This window comes from Lysinibacillus sp. NPDC097287 (genome assembly GCF_044761695.1).
Taxonomy (GTDB): Bacteria; Bacillota; Bacilli; order Bacillales_A; family Planococcaceae; genus Lysinibacillus.
Genome location: NZ_JBIWCX010000004.1, coordinates 15,815 through 35,456, shown reverse-complemented (window position 1 = coordinate 35,456; position 19,642 = coordinate 15,815). Strand labels below are relative to the sequence as shown.

Annotated in this window: 17 protein-coding genes and 1 other annotated feature; of the genes, 16 read left to right on the top strand and 1 reads right to left on the bottom strand. The window is 36.3% G+C overall.

What is annotated here, in order from left to right; genetic code table 11:
* Positions 1–160: 160 nt before the first annotated feature.
* From ACIQ2D_RS07540 to uxaC, 5 genes are all read left to right on the top strand, one after another.
* Complete coding sequence (locus ACIQ2D_RS07540; protein WP_402861797.1) at positions 161–1,162, top strand: LacI family DNA-binding transcriptional regulator; 1,002 nt, start codon at positions 161–163, stop codon at positions 1,160–1,162.
* Positions 1,163–1,193: 31 nt separating this feature from the next.
* Entirely contained in the window at positions 1,194–2,141 is a 948-nt protein-coding gene (locus ACIQ2D_RS07535) for a sugar kinase (protein WP_402861795.1), read from the top strand.
* A gap of 33 nt (positions 2,142–2,174) precedes the next feature.
* Entirely contained in the window at positions 2,175–2,807 is a 633-nt protein-coding gene (locus ACIQ2D_RS07530) for a bifunctional 2-keto-4-hydroxyglutarate aldolase/2-keto-3-deoxy-6-phosphogluconate aldolase (RefSeq protein ID WP_402861792.1), read from the top strand.
* A 2-nt stretch (positions 2,808–2,809) separates the two neighbouring features.
* Complete coding sequence (gene uxuA / locus ACIQ2D_RS07525) at positions 2,810–3,871, top strand: mannonate dehydratase (protein ID WP_402861789.1); 1,062 nt, start codon at positions 2,810–2,812, stop codon at positions 3,869–3,871.
* 150 nt (positions 3,872–4,021) lie between these two features.
* Complete coding sequence (uxaC, locus tag ACIQ2D_RS07520; RefSeq protein ID WP_402861786.1) at positions 4,022–5,419, top strand: glucuronate isomerase; 1,398 nt, start codon at positions 4,022–4,024, stop codon at positions 5,417–5,419.
* 125 nt (positions 5,420–5,544) lie between these two features.
* On the opposite strand, the gene ACIQ2D_RS07515 is transcribed toward uxaC, so the two are convergent.
* Positions 5,545–6,705 carry an ROK family transcriptional regulator gene (locus tag ACIQ2D_RS07515; protein ID WP_402861783.1) on the bottom strand — a complete coding sequence of 387 codons (1,161 nt, stop codon included), beginning with the start codon at positions 6,703–6,705 and terminating at the stop codon, positions 5,545–5,547.
* Positions 6,706–7,049: 344 nt separating this feature from the next.
* Between ACIQ2D_RS07515 and ACIQ2D_RS07510 the strand changes: the two genes are divergently transcribed.
* From ACIQ2D_RS07510 to ACIQ2D_RS07460, 11 genes are all read left to right on the top strand, one after another.
* Positions 7,050–7,910, top strand: coding sequence for an AraC family transcriptional regulator (locus ACIQ2D_RS07510; RefSeq protein WP_402861780.1), 861 nt, complete (start codon positions 7,050–7,052; stop codon positions 7,908–7,910).
* Positions 7,910–9,073 carry a Gfo/Idh/MocA family protein gene (locus ACIQ2D_RS07505; RefSeq protein WP_402861777.1) on the top strand — a complete coding sequence of 388 codons (1,164 nt, stop codon included), beginning with the start codon at positions 7,910–7,912 and terminating at the stop codon, positions 9,071–9,073. The genes ACIQ2D_RS07510 and ACIQ2D_RS07505 overlap by 1 nt, the downstream gene beginning before the upstream one ends.
* 61 nt (positions 9,074–9,134) lie before the next feature.
* On the top strand, positions 9,135–10,154 hold the full coding sequence (locus tag ACIQ2D_RS07500) for a Gfo/Idh/MocA family protein (RefSeq protein WP_402861774.1): 1,020 nt from the start codon (positions 9,135–9,137) through the stop codon (positions 10,152–10,154).
* Positions 10,141–11,001: a sugar phosphate isomerase/epimerase family protein gene (locus tag ACIQ2D_RS07495; protein WP_402861771.1), complete on the top strand. Its 861-nt coding sequence runs from the start codon at positions 10,141–10,143 to the stop codon at positions 10,999–11,001. The genes ACIQ2D_RS07500 and ACIQ2D_RS07495 overlap by 14 nt, the downstream gene beginning before the upstream one ends.
* Before the next feature lie 32 nt (positions 11,002–11,033).
* Positions 11,034–12,107: a Gfo/Idh/MocA family protein gene (locus ACIQ2D_RS07490; RefSeq protein WP_402861768.1), complete on the top strand. Its 1,074-nt coding sequence runs from the start codon at positions 11,034–11,036 to the stop codon at positions 12,105–12,107.
* Between the two features lie 226 nt (positions 12,108–12,333).
* Complete coding sequence (locus ACIQ2D_RS07485) at positions 12,334–13,104, top strand: SDR family oxidoreductase (RefSeq protein ID WP_402861765.1); 771 nt, start codon at positions 12,334–12,336, stop codon at positions 13,102–13,104.
* Positions 13,105–13,496: 392 nt separating this feature from the next.
* Positions 13,497–15,017, top strand: a complete 1,521-nt coding sequence (locus tag ACIQ2D_RS07480) for an MFS transporter (protein ID WP_402861762.1) — start codon at positions 13,497–13,499, stop codon at positions 15,015–15,017.
* 233 nt (positions 15,018–15,250) lie between these two features.
* Positions 15,251–15,703 carry a hypothetical protein gene (locus ACIQ2D_RS07475; RefSeq protein WP_402861759.1) on the top strand — a complete coding sequence of 151 codons (453 nt, stop codon included), beginning with the start codon at positions 15,251–15,253 and terminating at the stop codon, positions 15,701–15,703.
* 212 nt (positions 15,704–15,915) lie between these two features.
* Positions 15,916–16,710 (top strand): enoyl-CoA hydratase-related protein, encoded by a 795-nt coding sequence (locus ACIQ2D_RS07470; protein ID WP_402861756.1) that lies wholly within the window; start codon positions 15,916–15,918, stop codon positions 16,708–16,710.
* Positions 16,711–17,026: 316 nt separating this feature from the next.
* Positions 17,027–17,920 carry a M23 family metallopeptidase gene (locus ACIQ2D_RS07465; protein ID WP_402861753.1) on the top strand — a complete coding sequence of 298 codons (894 nt, stop codon included), beginning with the start codon at positions 17,027–17,029 and terminating at the stop codon, positions 17,918–17,920.
* Positions 17,921–18,054: 134 nt separating this feature from the next.
* Positions 18,055–18,257: a binding site (T-box leader), on the top strand.
* 469 nt (positions 18,258–18,726) lie between these two features.
* The gene (locus ACIQ2D_RS07460) at positions 18,727–19,641 is read left to right on the top strand and encodes a DMT family transporter (RefSeq protein WP_402861750.1); all 915 of its coding nucleotides are present in this window, start codon (positions 18,727–18,729) and stop codon (positions 19,639–19,641) included.
* Position 19,642: the final 1 nt, after the last annotated feature.

The following is a 19,642-nucleotide window of genomic DNA, read 5'->3' as shown; positions in this document are numbered from 1 at the left end:
TTCCCAGCAGAAAAGTGTCATTTTAAACGATTAAACTTATATTGTGTTATTTATTTTTTATTTAAAATTTTCTAAAAACTCCTTGATGTTCTTAAAACTGTGCTATATAATTGCGCTAAACCGGTTTAGTAATAAGTTTTTATAATAGGAGTGTTAATATTTGAAAGCGGTTACTATGTCAGATGTTGCTAAAAAAGCGAATGTTTCAAAGAGTACAGTTTCTCAGTATATCAATAAACGCTACGAATTTATGGGTGCCGACACAAAAGATAGAATTAGAGAAGCAATAGAAGAATTGAATTATAAGCCAAATGTCGTAGCAAGAAGTTTAAAGCAAAAAAAGACATCAACTGTTGGTGTGATAGTTGCGAATATTTTACATTCCTTTTCAACTCAGGTTATTAGAGCAATAGAAGATATCTGTAACAAATCGGATTTAAGTGTCATTGTCTGTAATGCGGACGATGATCCGAAAAAAGAACGTAATTACATTGAGATGCTTAGAGCAAAACAGGTAGATGGTTTAATCATTTTTCCGACTGCTGGAAATGCAGAGCTTTACAAAGAGATGGTCAACGAAAACTATCCGCTAGTTTTCGTTGACCGAATCATACAGGATTCAGGTGTTAGTACAATTTTGTTAGACAATGAAAAAGCATCTGAAATGTTAGTTGAGCATCTATACAAGAAAAACTACACAAGGTTAGCATTTATTACTTCTTCTTTAGAAATACAAATTACACCACGTATTGAGCGGCTTAACGGTTTTATTAAAGGGTTAGAAAAATATTCATTGCCCTTAATTGATGGTTTTTACGCTGGAGTCAGGATGGGGGATGTACAGGAAGTACTCGAAGTAATGTTTTCGCAACCAGAACGACCTGATGCACTGATTTGTGGAAATGATTTAACTTTATTGGAAACATTGAAATTTATCAATAAAAAAGGGTGGAGTATTCCAACTGATATTGCACTTGCTAGTATTGATGAGGTTCCATATTCTGAGATTTTTCAGCCGCCACTAACAATCGTTGCACAACCGGCTTTTGCAATAGGGACAAATGCAGCGAATTTGCTACTAGAAAAGATAGATGGAGTTGGTGAATCTCTTAAAGAAATCATGCTATATTCGCCCGAATTAATCGTGCGGAAATCGACATGAGAAATCTAAAAAGCAGAACGGAGGTAATATTTTGGATGTTATAACAATTGGAGATGCACTAATTACAATGAATCCCCAAACAAATGGCCCACTTCGTTTTGTCAATACATTTGAACGAAAAGTCGGGGGAGCCGAGTTGAATGTAGCGATAGGTTGTTCAAGGCTTGGGCTCAAGACTGGGTGGATTAGTCGATTGGGAAAAGATGAATTCGGGAGGTATATTACGAGTTATGCAAGTGGTGAAGGAATTGATATATCCCAAGTGGAGCTTGTGAAAGGTTTTCCGACATCTGTATATTTTAAGGAAATATTAAACGAGGAAAGAATTAATTCCTACTATTATCGTCACAACTCTCCTACAAATGTATTTAAAGTAGAGGATATTGATGAGGAATATGTTAGAAATTCAAAAGTGGTACATATAAGTGGCGTATTCCCTGCTATAAATGACACGAATAAGGATATAGTTCTTCAACTGGTGAAATTAGCTAAAAAGAATAATGTCGTAGTAACGTTTGATCCGAATATTCGGTTGAAACTTTGGTCCGCAGAAACAGCAAAGGCAGTTCTCCAATCATTTCTACCATTTGTAGATGTTTTAATAACAGGAGAAGAGGAAGCTGACCTACTTTTAGGGTCTGCGAATATGGAGGAACTTATAAAACTTGGAAAGCATTACGGCATAACGCATATTGTTCTAAAACGTGGTGAAAAAGGTGCAATCGGTTATAAAGGGGGTGAAATAATTGACGCATCTCCAGTTATTTCTACAAAGATAGTTGATACGATTGGAGCTGGAGATGGTTTCGCAGCCGGCTATATATATAGTTTGATAAATGATTGGTCACTTGAAAAATCATTGCGCTTTGCAAACGCAGTCGCTTGTTATGTAATTGGAGTTCCTGGAGATAATGAGGGATTACCTTTTTTAGAAGATATGGAAGTAATTTTAGGAGAAAAAGAACAAATATCACGGTAATCGTGGTTTCGTATTAGATAAAGGAGGAAAAGTATGCTTCCAAAACATGATGTTTTACAACAACTGATAGATGAGAAAATCGTTGCGGTTATTAGAGGTGGCACTGCTGAGGAAGCAGTGCAAGTTGCAAAGTCTGCAATTCGAGGCGGAATCCGGGCGATAGAACTTACTTATACAACACCAGAAGTCGGTCAAGTGTTAAACCAATTGGCTGATGAAGAGGTAATTGTAGGAGCAGGTACTGTATTGGATTCAGAAACAGCTCGTCATGCCATTTTACATGGAGCAAAGTTTATCGTAAGTCCTAACTTTCAAAAGTCTATTGCAGCTTTATGTAATAGATACGCAGTTCCATATTTGCCGGGCTGCATGACAATATCTGAGATGGTGAAAGCAATGGAATCTGGTTGTGACATCATTAAGCTATTCCCAGCAAATCAATTTGAACCAAGCTTTATTTCCTCGGTTCAAGGACCGCTTCCGTATGTTCGTATTATGCCTACAGGCGGTATTAGTTTAAAAAATATTAATGAGTGGCTTGATGCAGGCGCAGTAGCTGTAGGAATTGGAAGTGATTTAACGAAAGCTTATCGAGCAGGTGGAGAGCTAGCGGTTAAACAACTGGCAGCCGAATATGTCACGATTATAAAAAAGGAAGATAATTGACGATGAATATAACTTTTCGATGGTATGGAAGAGAAAATGACACGGTCACTTTAGAACAAATAAAACAAATTCCAGGTACGAAGGGGATTGTCTGGGCTTTGCACGACAAACCAGTTGGAGAAGTATGGAGCACAGAAGAAATTGAATCAGAGGTAAGCTACATCCAGTCATATGGATTTCATGCTGAGGTTGTAGAAAGTGTCAATGTTCATGAATCTATCAAGCTTGGATTGCCTGAACGAGAACAGTTAATTGAAAACTATAAACAAACAATTCGTAACCTGGCGAAATCAGGCGTTAAAGTAATATGCTATAATTTTATGCCGATTTTTGACTGGACTCGCACGGACTTATATCATCCGTTACCTGATGGTTCGACAGCCTTATTTTTTGAAAAAGCAAAGGTAGAGTCATTAGATCCTGCAGAGCTAGTGAAAACAGTCGCTGAAGCGTCAGATTTGACGTTACCTGGCTGGGAACCGGAAAAGATGGCTAGAATCGAAGAATTATTTGAGGCGTATAAAGATATTGATGAGGAAGATCTATGGGAAAATCTATCTTATTTCTTAAATGCTATATTGCCGATCGCAGAAGAGTGTGGAGTGGCTATGGCTATACATCCGGATGATCCACCTTATTCTATTTTTGGCTTACCACGAATTATGACAGGTGAAGAAAGTTTAAAACGACTGTTAGAAATATCTTCTTCCCCATCAAATAGACTTACATTTTGCACGGGTTCATTAGGTGCAAGCCCATCGAATGACATGGTTTACTTGGCTGGAAAGTATGCACAGTATTCACCGTTTGCGCATATTCGCAATGTAAAGATATTTGAAAATGGAGATTTCATCGAGACATCACATTACACATCTGATGGCTCAATCGATGTGACGAATGTTGTGAGAAAGCTATCAGAAATTAATTACACAGGCTATGTAAGACCGGATCATGGTCGCCATTTATGGAATGAAGTGTGCCGTCCTGGTTATGGCTTGTACGATCGAGCACTAGGTATCATGTATTTACTAGGTTCTTGGGATGCATTCCAGGCACAAAAATAATAGGAGCATCATTGTTGCTGTTTTATGGAAATCTCTTAAAAAGCCAATCATATGAAATGCTAAGAGATTACATACAGTAATAAGTAGTTTGTTTGACGTCCAAACAAACTAAAAGCGCGGTGCATAAAAAGGAAGGAATGTTGTTTTCAGATGAAAACTTTTATTACAGATGATTTCTTATTATATAACGATACGGCAAAGGAACTTTATCATAATACTGCCAAGCATTTACCGATAATCGATTATCATAATCATTTGAACCAAGTAGAAATTTTACAGGACAAACAGTATCATAATTTGTCCGAGATATGGCTTGCAGGAGACCATTATAAATGGAGAGCAATGCGAGCAAATGGAATTGATGAAGCATATGTGACAGGTGAGAAAGACGATTATGAAAAGTTTTTGGCGTGGGCTAGAACCGTGCCAAATACATTTGGAAACCCTTTATACCATTGGACACATCTGGAGCTAGTACGATATTTTGATATTGATGAAATATTAAATGAAAATTCGGCACCAGCTATTTGGGAAGAAGCGAAGAAAAAGTTAGCTACACCTCAACTTTCAGTTAGATCTCTCTTAAAAAAAGAGAAGGTTGAATTTGTAGGGACAACAGATGACCCAACAGATGATTTGGGAAGCCATATTGCTTTGAAGAACGATTCTTTTGGAACAACTGTGTCTCCATCTTTCCGCCCAGATAAAGCATTAAGTATTGAGATGGATGAATTTCTGCCATGGGTCAAGAAGTTGGAACAGGCGACAAATTATACAATTGAGGACTATGAATCTTTCTTATCAGCACTAGCTAACCGAGTTGATTATTTTGATGAAAATGGCTGCCGAAGTTCTGACCATGGTATTAGTGTAATGTTCTTTGAAAAAGGAACACAGGCGGAAGTAGCAGCAATTTTCAAGAAGAGATTCCAAGGTGAAGAGCTGTCGTTAAAAGAAATCGATCAATTTAAAACATATACATTACTTACTTTAGGTGAACTATATTCCATTAAAGGTTGGGTTATGCAACTGCATTTAGGTGCACAACGCAATAACAATACAAGAATGTTTAAATTATTAGGTCCAGATAGCGGTTTTGACTCTATTGGGGATCACTTAATCGCTGACAAGTTGGCGAGATTATTGGATTCTTTAGAAGAAAGAAATCATCTTCCTAAAACTGTGTTGTACAGCTTGAATAGTAAAGATTATCATGTGCTCGCAGCAATGGCAGGGAATTACCAATCATCTGGAATCCCTGGTAAGGTCCAGTTTGGAACTGCATGGTGGTTTAATGACACAATAGATGGCATGGAAGATCAAATGAAAATTCTAGCTAATACAGGATTGATTAGCAATTTTATAGGAATGCTAACGGACTCGAGAAGCTTCCTTTCAATCGCACGACATGAATATTTTAGAAGAATCTTATGTAACTTGCTTGGAACATGGGTTCAACAAGGGAAAGTTCCAAAGGATATGGCGTTACTAGAGAAATACGTGCGCAATATTTGCTATGAAAATGCGAAGTCTTATTTTGCGTTATAACAACTTAAAGGTTTAAAAAATCTCCAAAACAAAACGCCCCCTTTGAAATTCAGAACAAGGGGGTGTTTAAGTAGATGTGAAAGGTAAATCATCTTATTTTCTAAAATTCAACTTTCAATAAAAAATCAATATATTAGCTCGGGTACTTCTAAAAAGCGCTGAATTGCTAATGCACATGCGCCCATGACACATGCTCTAGAACCAAGCTCAGATATAGTTAATTCGTGATAATTACTCATAGAAGATGTTAGATTGCTTTGTATTTTTTTTATGGCATTTGGATACAGACGTAACAGTTCACTGTTTAAAACTAAGGATTCAGGGTTGTATAAGTTAATAATATTATTCAAACCAATAGAGAGATATTTTATAAATTGATCCATATGCTCATCAATAATTGGATTTTGTTCTACTATAATTGTTTGAACGTCCTTATGCGTTAAATTTGGATTATTTAATTGCTTTGATAGTTGAGAAACGAGTGTTGGCTCAGAAGCGTAAAGCTCCCAGCAACCAAGATTACCACATCTACAACGCTCTCCATCAGGAACAATTATCATATGTCCCATCTCTCCTGCATAGCCGTGGTAACCTTTGTGGAGTTCACCTTCAATCATGATACCAGCACCAATACCTGATGTTAAAAGAATAGTCAATAAATTATCACTGTGATGATAGTGATAGACTCGTTCAGCGTAGGATGAAAGGTTTGCATTGTTTTCAATGTATATATCGATGTTTTCAAGTTCTTTTTCCAAATCTAATTTCAAGTTTTTACGATGCCAATTGTATTTAGGGACAAAAAGAATGCTTTCGTCTTTATTGACAGTTCCATGTATACCAACTACCGCACTAATCATGCCAAAATGGCAATTTGAATACTTTTTATCGTATTCTTTTATGTGATCAATCAGTAACTGAACAATTTCATCATAATCATCGGTTTGAGGATGTAGAGTATCACTTTGAACTTTTCTACCAGTCAAATCACATATAGTAAATTGAATTTGTTGATGGTCAACATCAATACCTAATACATAACCAGCTTTTCCATTAATGGCAAGCATTATAGGCCTTCTGCCGATAGAAAAATGCTCTTGCTGTGTTTCATAAATTAAATTCTCTTCCAACAAATCTGCTACTTGAACAGAAATAGTTGCTTTGTTTAAGCCAATTGCTTTAGATAAATCCGCTCGTGAAATCATGCCATGTTCTATGATGTGTTTTAAGATTAAACCTCTATTTAACTTTCTAATATAACTAGCATCACCTGTATGTATGTTCATCTATTTTCCTCCTGGAGCGTTATACGAGTATTTTATTTGTTGATTAATCAATCAAACGAAGAAGTGCAAGAAAAAATAATTTTAATTATCCAGAAATATCTGTCAATACCGCGATGTAACTACATTATAACAAAATAAGTAATAATTAGAGAGTAGATGTAAATTATTTAATTATTTTCCGGAATTAAGAACTGTGGTACTTTTAAAATGTAAAAATTATCTAAGAGTGTTTTTATTAAAGCACTTCCAGATAAGTTTTTAGAAAAAACAAACATTTTAAGATAATGATTTTAATTATTCAGTATTATATGATAATTACAATTCCTCTGGAAGGAAAGATCAATTTGAATGAGTATTTAAGTGTATTTTATCGCGTATCGGAAAGATGGCCACAGATGGACTATCATTCACATCAAGAATATGAAATTTATTTTTTTCACTCAGGATCTTGTAGGTACTTGATTCACAATCAAATTTACGATTTAGAGCCTGGTGATATTTTATTGATGGATGGTATGGCTCTTCATAAAGCTAATATTCCTAATAATTGTGAATATGTTCGCAGTGTCCTACATTTTTCACCACATTGGATTAAAGGTGTATTGAATGAATTGGGAGGAATGTATCTATTAAATGTTTTTGATACATTGCATCATTGTCTAATTCGAACAAAAGAAAACGATGAATCTAAGGGATTAGAAAAATTATTTCTTCAATTGGAAGAGGTTAGTCGTTCGCAGTATTTAGGAAACAAGCATGCAGAAACAGAACAGAAAATATTACTACTTCAAATACTTGTTATCGTAAATCGACTTGGTCAACTAGATTCGATTCAACCACCCAGTAATAAGGTTGAAAAAACGTACCATGCTGAAAAAATAGCAACTTATATCCAGAAGAACTATATGTCTAAATTGACAATAGATTCGATAGCTAAAACGCTTAGTTTAAGTAAATCCTACGTTTCTCATGTATTTAAAGAAATGACTGGATTTACTGTAATGGAGTATGTAATGGGTTGTCGCTTAACGCAAGTAAAATATTTACTTGAAATGGAGCCGGATAAATCATTAAAAGATATTGCTTTTGAATGTGGTTTTGAAAGCGTTTCCCATTTTAGTAGATATTTTAAAGAAAAAGTAGGTGTTACAGCGAAGGAGTTTCGTCAAAAGCGCCTAAAATTATATAGCGAGGAGAATGGATGATGAAAAAAGTAAGATTAGGGATTATTGGTTTAGGTGCACAAGGTGGAGCATATGCAAGCTTTATCACAGAAGGAAAAGTAAATAACATGGTGATTGGAGCAATTTGTGACATTGATCCAGCAAAAAAAGCAATGGCTCAAGAAAAATATCCTGATGTTCCTTTCTATGATGATTATATCGATATGCTAGAAAGTGGAGATGTGGATGGCATAGTTACTTGTGTACCTCACTATTTGCACCCGGAAATGGGTATTGAGGCATTAAAACGAGACGTTCATGCTTTATTAGAAAAACCTGCAGGTGTTTATACAAAACAGGTGAAAGAACTAAATGATTTTGCGGCAACTAAACCAGAACTAACTTTTGGGATCATGTTCAATCAACGAACGAACGAACTTTACCGAAAAGTGAAGGAAATTATTGATAATGGTGAAATTGGAGCTATTCGCCGTACAAACTGGATTATTACTACTTGGTGGAGACCTCAAGGATACTATGATCAAAGTGCATGGAGAGCAACTTGGGAGGGTGAAGGTGGTGGAGTCCTTGTAAACCAAGCACCACATCAACTAGATCTGTTGCAATGGATTTGTGGAATGCCTAAAAAAGTTTATTCAAATGTGAAATATGGCTATCAAAGAAATATCGCTGTAGAGGATGAAGTTACTACATTGCTTGATTATGGAAACGGAGCAACAGGTGTTTTCATTACATGTACACACGACATTATTGGAACAGACCGCTTCGAAATTTTAGGCGACAAAGGGAAAATTGTTGTGGATGATAGCAAGAAGGTAACGATTAAGCGATTACACAAAGCGGAATCTGAGATGAGCGATTCAATGAGTATGCAAGATGTTATGCGTATTTTCATGGGTGGCGGTGCAGCTGACATTTTAAGTGAAGAAGTAATTGAATTTGAAAGTGTTTGGGGCGGGCAGCATTCTGCAGTGCTAGAAAACTTTGCAGCGAACATTTTAGACGGAACACCTTTATTGGCTCCAGGAAGTGATGGTATTCATGGTGTTGCATTGGCTAACGCGATTCATCTATCAAGCTGGTTAGGCAAAGAAGTGGAGCTTCCTATAGACGAAGATCTTTATTTTGCCGAGTTAAATAAAAAAATAGAAGAAGAAAAAAGTAGTGCAATTCTAATCAAATAATAAATAAAACTAACTCACTTCCAATTTGATAGTGAGTTAGTTTTATAAAAGGAGTAGGCTTATGCTTAAGATTGCCGTAATTGGACTTGGGGATATTTCGAAGATTCATATACCTGCTATACAAGCTAACGAGGGTGCAGAGTTGGTAGCTGTATGTGACATTGAAGAGTCATTAAAAGATAGTGTAGCAAATGTTAACTTTTATACTAATTATCTAGAGATGTTAGAAAAAGAAACATTGGATTGTGTTCATATTTGTTTACCTCATCATCTTCATTATCCTGCTACTAAGGCTTGTGTAGAAAAGGGTGTCCATGTATTTCAAGAAAAGCCATTAGCACGAAATGCAGAAGAGGGTCTAGCTTTAGTTAAATTGGAGGAAGAAAACAAAAAGATTAAAATAGGGGTTTCTTTCCAGAATCGAGTGAATGAGACAGTGGAAAGACTTCGTGAAATCATTGATAGCGGAGATTATGGGAAAGTAACAGGCATTAAAGGGCTTGTCACTTGGCATAGACCAAAAGCTTATTATGATGTGAAACCATGGAGAGGTAAAATGGAATACGCTGGTGGTGGTGTAATGATCAATCAATCCATACACACCTTGGATTTAATGCAGCTTATTGGTGGAGAAATTAGTACAATTAGGGGTTCTATAGATAACTTAGTTGATCATGGTTATGAGGTAGAAGATACAGCTTCAGCAAGTATTCAATTTGCCAATGGTGCTACAGGCTTGTTCTTTGCAACGAATGCAAATGCAATAAATTCAAGTGTAGAATTCCAAGTTGTTTTAGAAAAAGGTAAATTTACGATTAAAGATAGTATTTTAACGTCTGCTGATGAAAGTGGAAAAAAGGTAGAGTTAATGGAAGATATGAAACTACCTGGATCGAAGTTCTACTACGGGGCAAGCCACGCAAAGTTGATCAATCAATTTTATACATGCATCGAAAAAGATTTACAGGATTATATCCATGTAAAAGATGCACAAGTATCGATGGAAATGATACATGCAATATGCAGATCTTCAGAAACAAAAAAAGAGGTTATATGGGGGTATAGCAATGAACAAAGGTAAAATTGGCGTACAGATGATGATGCTTAAAAATAAGGTAGAAGAACTTGGTGCATACGAAACGATGAGACAGCTACGTGAACTAGGATTTGGTGCTGTCGAAGTATCACAAATTCCAATGACAGAAGAAAACGTATCTGAATTAAAGCGGGCAAGTGAAGATTTTGAAATAGAAATTGCTGCAATTTCTGCTGGTTTAGAACCAATGTTACCAGGTGCACCTGGTGAAACGTTAAGCAATGATTTTGATAAAATTGTAAGTGATTGTAAGACACTGAATTGTAAATTTATACGTATTGGAATGCTTCCATTTACAGTAATAGGCGATAAAGATAGAATTCTAGATTTTACTACAAGAGCAGAAGCAATGGCAGAACGTCTTGCTGAACATGATATAGAACTATACTATCATACGCACCATATTGAATTTCAAAAGTATGATGGAGAATTTTTATTAGATATGATTAAAAATAATACTTCCAAACTTGGTTTTGAATTAGATGTGCATTGGATTCAAAGAGCAGGAGTAAACCCTGTGGAGTTTATTAAACAATATACAGGTCGTATATCACTATTACATTTAAAGGATTATCGTATAGGGCAATTTATTGTAGACCAATCGGATTTGAAAGATATAAGTAAATTCTTTGAAAAGTTCGCTAATATTATTGAATTTGCTGAAGTCGGAGAAGGTAATCTGGATATGAAGGGTGTTATTGACGCTGGTTTAGAGAGTGGTGCACAGTACTTTTTAATCGAGCAAGACGATACGTATGGACGTGATCCTTTTGATTGCTTGAAAACATCTGCAGATAACCTACGAAAACTAGGATATTCAGACTGGTTCTAAATTTTAAAAGTGGCCTATAGGAGTTGGTAATTTTGAGTAAGGATGGAATGACATACGCACCAAAAGGTAAGCCCAATCCGGTTGTCAAAGAAGGTGAATTTCAAATTGGTGTAGCGGCACTAGATCATGGTCATATTTATGGCATGTGCAATGGATTAGTGGAAGCTGGTGCAACAATTAAATGGGTCTATGATCCAGATTCTAAAAAGGTAGACGAATTTTTGGAAACGTTTCCAAATGTGCAAGTAGCTGATAATTTACAGGAAATTTTGGATGATAAAGCGATTAAACTAGTAGCGGGAGCTGCTATTCCGTCAGAACGAAGTAAACTTGGCAATAAAGTAATGAGAGCAGGTAAGGACTATTTCACAGATAAAACGCCTTTTACAACGATTGCTCAATTAGAGGAAACAAAACATGTTGTGGAACAGACAGGACAGAAGTATATGGTGTATTTCAGTGAACGCCTCCATGTAGAAGGAGCTGTATTCGCAGGGGATTTAATTAATGACGGTGCTATTGGAAGGGTAATACAGGTAACCGGCTTTGGCCCCCACCGATTAAATGCTTCAAGTCGTCCTAATTGGTTCTTCAACAAAGAACAGTATGGTGGTATTTTATGCGATATTGGTAGCCACCAAATTGAACAATTTTTGTATTACGCAGGTTGCGAAGATGCGAAAATTCTGCATAGTAAAGTAGGTAATTATAACAATCCTGATTATCCGGAATTAGAAGATTATGGGGACGCTACAATACTTGGAGATAATGGCGCAACGCAAATCTTTAAGGTGGATTGGTTTACACCGGAAGGGCTAAGTACATGGGGAGATGGCCGTACCTTCATCACAGGAACAGAAGGTACGATAGAGATTCGTAAATACGTTGATGTGGCGCGTGAAGAAACAGGCAATCACTTGTTCCTAGTTAATAAAGATGGAGAAAAACATTTCGAGCTGTCAGGGAAAGTAGGGTTTCCATTCTTTGGAGAACTCATTAAGGACTGTATTAATCGCACTGAAAATGCAATGACGCAAGCTCATGTATTTAAAGCTGCAGAATTGTGCTTACAAGCACAAGAACAATCGATTGTAGTGTCCAGATAATAGTAGAATTGCTGTCTCGAAACGTAGTTAAAGGTAGATTTTGGGACAGCATTTATTATAGTGTTCGCAATGGACAAGCACTTGATCTGTATTCTCCATAAATTAGTGTAGTTCTTGGTCCATTAAAGATCTTTTAGTGCCCCTTGAAACCTTTTTCGGAATAACAAATTCGAAGGATACATAATTTGGGCAACAGCATTTTTAATAAAAATCAGGGGGGATATTAGTGAGTAACTTATTTGATTTAACGGGAAAAACAGCAGTAGCGATTGGTGGTAACAGTGTATTAGGGGGAGCGATTGCAAAAGGGCTTGCTGCACAGGGAGCAAGACTTGCAATTGTTGGACGCAACATGGACAAGGCGGAAGAAGTAACGAAAGAAATTGAAGCAAATGGTGGTGTGGCGAAGTCATTTCAAGGTGACGTGAGCGACCTTCAATCAATTGAGAGAGTGGCAAGGGAAATTGAAGCTTGGTCAGGGGGATGGGATATCGTCCTAAATGCACCTGGTAAAAATAGTTCAACTCCATTTTTAGAATTAGATCCTGCAGAATGGGATGATATTATGGATGTAAATCTAAAAGGTCTTGTCTTTTCAACACAAATACTTGCTAAACGCATGATAGAACAAAAGAGAAAAGGCAGTATTATAAATATTTCTTCTGTTTCATCGACAACACCATTATCAAAAGTGTTTACGTATTCTGCTTCAAAAGCAGGCGTTAATAGCGTTACACAGTTTTTGGCAAAAGAATTTGCTCCACATGGAATTAGAGTGAATGCTATTATTCCAGGTTTTTTCCCGGCAGAGCAAAATCGTAAAATTCTTAGTGAAGATCGAATTGATTCGATTATGAAACATACACCAATGAATCGCTTTGGTGAACCTGAAGAATTACAAGGTGCAGCTATCTATCTTGCATCAAATAAAGCATCAGGATTTGTGACTGGTTCGTTACTACGTGTTGACGGTGGGTTTGGAAGTATGACAATTTAAAATGCAAAAAGTCAAATAAGAACGGAAAAGCCGTAAACGCTGAAGGAATTTTCGAAATACTTATAAAAAAAGTATAGAGACTTTAGGGCATATTAAAGCTTCTAAAGTCTTTTTTGAAAGCGTGTAATGGATATATAAATGGAAAAGTATTCATGTAATCAACTTACCGAAATTTTTCGTTGAAAATTCAGAAAATTCTCTTGATTTATAAAGCGCTTACATTTATTATAAAAGTACTTAGTTTGTATGGGAGTCAAACAAACTGATAATGCATTTATATTTCGGGGATTTTACAAAAAAATGAAATGAGGAGTGATAAGTTTTTAAGTTTTTTTAGGGGGTATTTGCAAAAGCCTGTATAAATAAAAGGTTATACAAATTGGGGGAGAATCATGTCGAGTACAACAATGGGGACTAATAATCAATATAATTCGGCTAAGTTATGGCAAATAGGTTTTTTTGCTCTAAATAACACTGCAACAAATTTGTATATGTTTGCTTTAGGGTTTGTTTCTTACTATGCAACAGGCATTGGTGGGTTATCGGTTGTCGTAATCAGTACGATTTTAACAGCAATGCGCGTATTTGATGGCATTACTGATCCAATCATTGGGTTTGTGATTGACAAAACAGAAACTAAATTCGGGAAATTTCGGCCATCAATGATATTGGGGAATGTTATTATGGCGATTTCGATCCTAGCTATGTACAGTTTTACACACCAATTGCCAAAGTCATTCCAATTCATTTTCTTTGTTATTGTTTACGCAGTGTACGTCATTGGTTATACGTTTCAGACTGCAGTTACAAAAGCTGCTCAAACTGTATTGACGAATAATCCAAAGCAACGACCATTATTTTCGGTCTTTGACTCAACATTCACAATCATAATCTTTACTGGTGGGCAAATATTTGTCGCATCATATCTTGTAGCTAAACACGGTGGTTTTACATTGCCATTATTCACGGAACTAAATGCGTATGCATTAATTCTTTCGGGAATTTGTACTGTATTAGCCGTAATCGGAATCAAGGAGAAAGATCGTAAAGAATACTTTGGTCTAGCTGAAGGAACGGTAGAAACGAAGTTCCGTGACTACTGGCCAATTTTAAAGAAAAATAGACCGTTACAAATGCTTATAATTGCTGCATCTACTGATAAACTGGCTGGACAACTTGTTAGACAGCCTGCAATAGTAGTTTTGTTCTTTGGAATTATTCTAGGGAACTATGCGCTAAGTGGTACCATTGGATTTATTACTTTAATACCTGGTTTGTTAATAACATACTACGGTATCCACAAAGCAAGAAAAATTGGTTTGAAAAGAGCTTTTGTAATGGGAACTTGGTCGGTGCTCGGTTTATTTGCTTTTTTATTGGTCTTTTTCTTAATAATCGATCCTACAAAAATATCGTTACAAAACATAGGGGTAACTACGATTATTTTCTTAGTTGTATACTCACTTGCCATGGGCTTCCAAAGCTTAACAAGTGGCATTGTCATCCCAATGATCGCTGATGTTTCTGATTATGAGACATATACAACAGGACGTTATGTTCCGGGGATGATAGGAACGATTTTCTCATTTGTAGATAAATTAATTTCATCATTAGCACCAGCAATAGTTGGTTTTTGTTTAGCAATAATTGGATTTAAAGATTCACTCCCGCAAATGGATGAAACATTGACAACTACTTTACTTTTGTTAACATTAGGACTGAAATTCGGAGCTCCTATTATTGGATTTATAGCTTCACTGATAGCGATGAAATTCTATGCATTGGATGGTAAAAAGATGGAAGAAATTCAGACAGCTATTGCAGCGATCAAAGAACAAGCTGGAAATGAACAATCTCAAGAACCTGTTCCAGTATTCAATGAAGAAACTAGAAAAGAAATGCCAGCACTATAAAATTCAATAGTAGTAGTTTTAGAAGTTGAATGCTGCCTCATTAAATTTGAGGCAGCATTTTATATTATTCGTTAAAAAAATGATAAGCAGAAATTATATACATGTAAATGCCGTCCATAAGAAAGTAGGCGATTATTGATAAACATCTCCCCTTAAAACAGACTTATTGAATAGCATAGGTCAATAATAAATTGTAACTTTTTTCTAGTAAGACCGTCTGTTGTTACTAAAGGGTGATTAAAATTATAAAGATTGCCGCTTTAATTATTATTGGATTGATTGTTATTGCGATATATGTTTTCGAACCGTTACGTATAGAACCGTATACACCTAAAATAACAAATGGAGAAGCTGTCATCCCCACTACACAAGGGTCATATTGTTGGAAAGGTCTAATATCTGCGCAATGTGTGGATAAAATTTATAGCTCTCCATTAGAGATGGCAAAGGAACACACACCAACAGTAGTCTCTCCGTTGCAGGAAATAAAAATTGCTTTTAAGAAAGTACCTCTACAAGGAACGTTCGAAGTAGAGCTATTAAGTGATGAAAGTAATAGTAAGAACATTGACGTTAAGAATGACAAAATTATAGCTCCAGATGAAAAAGGTAAGTACATTTATTTTGTAAGAGCTAATTGGAAACAAGGGGACGGAAATTATGTTTTCTCAGTAAAAGTAAAATAACAAAAGGACTGAATGATGGAGTGGTGTTAGAATTGTATGTGAAAAACGGACATGAATCTGTTTATCCCAATGGCAGAGATAAAGAGAAATAGAGTAGATTGCTTAATTATTTTAGGTACATTATTCACGAAATGGATATTTTACACTTGACCAAAATAGACAGAACATTCAAACTATAATTGTTGATAATAAAATTAGTGAGGAGTGAGAATATGGAATTTTTATCTTTTAGACAAACAGAGGATATTGCTTTTGTTACCTTAGAAAATCCAATTGAATATAATACTTTAACAATGACACTACTTCAGGAATTAGATGTACTCTTAAAACAAATTGGTGCCAACAGAGAGGTAAAGGTAGTGGTAATTGAAGGATCAGATAAAGTATTTTGTGCGGGGCATAGTCTAAGAGAAATAGATTCTAAAACGGAAAATGAAGTGTTACAACTATTTCAAACTTGTCAGGTTTTAATGCGTACAATGAGAGACATTCCGCAGCTTGTTATTTCAAAAGTACGAAAAGCTGCTGTTGCGGCAGGATGCCAATTAGTTGCAGCTAGTGATATGGCTATTGCAAGTGAAGATGCGAGATTTGCTACGCCGGGCATTAATAGTGGTTTATTTTGTAGCACACCAGCCGTTTTTTTAAGTAGAAATATTGGGCGCAAAAAGGCGGTAGAATTATTATTCACGGGGAACTTTATGTCTGCAGAGGAAGCATTACACCATGGATTAGTTAATAAAGTGGTATCTTCTGAACTTTTAGATGAAGCAGTTGAAAACTTAGCGAAAGATGTAGCAAAGCAAAGTTTAGCTATTATTGAATTAGGGAAACGACAATTTTATCAACAACTCAATATGGAAGATTTCCAAGCACTCAATTATGCTACAGAAGTAATCGCGCTTAACAGTAAACATCCTGATGCTCAAGAAGGGATTAAAGCCTTTTTTGAAAAAAGACCACCTGTATGGAATGATAAAGACAAGCAGTTTGTAAATGAATCATAATCGTAGATAATAATGTGAAATTCCACTAGAATCCAATAGGTTATCAAATATACTAAACTCATTTGTTATGTGATAGTGAGGTTGGAATTGAATAACGATAAAATCCGAGAATCTTCATGTTTCTCGGATTTTTTGCTGTTAGAAAAAGTAAGTTTAGCACGCTGGCATAGGAGAGTGCCGAGCCAAGTGTAACGAAAATGGGAGAGACTCCGATTAGTAAGATTTCCGGATAAAAAATCTGCCGAAATGAAACTTTTTTACATAAAAATCGTAAATATAGTTATTATTACAAATTATTAATGTTGAGGTGTATAAAATGGAGGCAAGAAAGAAGAATTATATCAAACCTGACAATTTTGGATGCGAGTTTAAAAATCGTGCGTTCACGGTGATTTATGGACAAACAACAAAAGACTTTCAAAAGCTAGTAACGCTTGAACAATTCACTGAGATGGCCACGTCCTTTAATAGTGGGGTTGAGTGCTATCAACTAGAAAGTCGTACCTCGCTAACTGATTATGTAACACAGTATTTATGGTTGGATGATAGACGAGAAAAAGAAATTCGGGTTTCTTTTGATGCGAATGATACAATCTTGAGTTTATTCCTTGGCATGTTTGTTTCATATCCAGAAAGTGATCGGAATTATACAAAAAATACTTATACTATGCCAATAAAAGACGAATGGATTGTGGTATGGGGAGGAATAAATGAATTTTTAAATTATCATTATGTACATGAAAGTCAAAGATATGCGTATGATTTAGTCATGATAAAAGAAGGTCAATTTTACAAGGACTCGACAAACAAAAATGAAAATTATTATGCTTTTAATCGAGATATTGTAGCACCAGCCGATGGTAAGGTCATGAAAGTATTAGAGGGAATTGAAGATAACGTACCTGGCGAAATGAATCCAAGTCAACCTGAGGGCAATTGCGTCATTATTGAGCACGAAAATAATGAATATAGCTTGCTTGCTCATTTAAAACAAAATTCCATTGTTGTGAATGTAGGACAAGTTGTAAAACAAGGACAATTGATTGGCTTATGTGGAAATTCAGGGAATTCATCAGAACCACATTTACATTTTCAAGTAATGAATACCTCTGACTACTTGAATGGTCAATCTATTCGAATCCGTTTTTCGAATGATCTTGAACCTATTCAAGGAGATTTAGTAAGTCCAACAAAAATAGCATCTAGTTAAAATACTACTTTAAAGGGCTAATACTGCCTCGTATCCTAACTTTATGTATTTTTCTACTGTACAACTAAAATACCGTATTGTACTTCTAAAAAGGTCTTGACGTGAAGGGCGAATTGATTTAGTGTATATAGAAATATTTAACAATGATTGGGAGTAGTAATGAATAACGTTTGTCTTGCAGAGAGATGATGGTTGGTGAAAATCATCGCAAACGATTCGTGAACTCGTCCAGGAGTTTTTGTGCTGAAAATAGTAAGCATGAACGGCAGCTACCGTTATAGTCTAAGTGAGCTCACATGCTAAACAGAGTGGTACCGCGGATAACTTCGTCTCTATATTTTTTAGAGACGGAGTTTTTTTGTTGGGGAAATATGTATCGCTCAGGTGGGTGGTGAAAACGCTCAGGTGGGTGGTAGTTTCGCTCAGGTTCTGTGTGAAAACGCTCAGGTAGGCGGTAGCAACGCTCGTGCACAGAGTGAAAACGCTCAGGTGGGTGGTAGTTTCGCTCAGGTTCTGTGTGAAAACGCTCAGGTAGGTGGCAGCACCGCTCGTGTACAGAGTGAAAACGCTCAGGTGAGTGGTAGTACCGCTCGGGTACAAAGTGAAAACGCTCAGGCGGGTGGCAGCACCGCTCGTGTACAGAGTGAAAACGCTCAGGTGGGTGATAGCACCGCTCGGGCACAGAGTGAAAACGCTCAGGTAGGTGATATCACCGCTCGGATCGGCTGTCCTATCGCTCAGGTAAGCAATAGCAACGTTCGCCTGGTACGAGTGAGAGAGTTTTTATGGAGAAGGGGGAGACTATAATGGAAATCACGAAAAAACGAGCAGGGACAATAGGGTTGATAGCACTCGTGTTATCAGCACTTCTAACTGCAATGAGTCAGGTGTTTTACGCGAAGCCAGTGCAACAGGTGCCGACGTTTTTATTTACGGGCATTAGTTTTTTCCTAACGGCTTTTTATTTCTCGTTTTTTGCACGAAAACATAAGCGAGAAAACCAGTGGCAGGGAAATATCGGACATATCGTGAAATTGAATATTGCATCGGTATTGGCGTTTATGGGCTTTTATTTCGCTTTAAAATATGTAGAATCAGCAATAGTTAGTGCACTTGAAATGGGAATTGGGCCACTTTTCGTTTTATTGCTCGCTGTTTTTGCGAAAGAATATATTCCAAAAGTGCAGTGGGTGATTGCAATTGGTACATTATTTGCATGTATAATTTTAATATTGGCTGTTTTGAGTGGGAATTCTGCCGTACAAATGGATGTGACATTGCCAGTCATTATTAGCTTAGTAGCAAGTGTCGGATGCGGTATTGGGGCAGTACTTTGTACGAGATATTCAAAGAAATTAAGTGAGGCAGGATGGACGTCATCTATGATTTTAACGCATCGTTATTATGGCATAATTTTATTATCTTTTATGGCAACTTTTGAAATTTTCTTCAATTATTTCTCAGGAAATATTATGTGGATAATCGCAGTAACGGTGGGGGGTGTCATGCTTCCGATGTACTTATTACAACTAGGTATTCAGCATTGCTCAACCTTAATGGTAATGATGAGTTTATGCTTTGTGCCAGTTTTTACATTCTTCTTTCAACTATTCGATCCAAGGCTATCTTGGTCGCCCATTTCGTTTATCGGTATTCTGCTCTTATTTATTTTGGGTGTTTGGAGTTTATTAGTTGAAAAAAGGGCCGTTCACGTGGAATGAT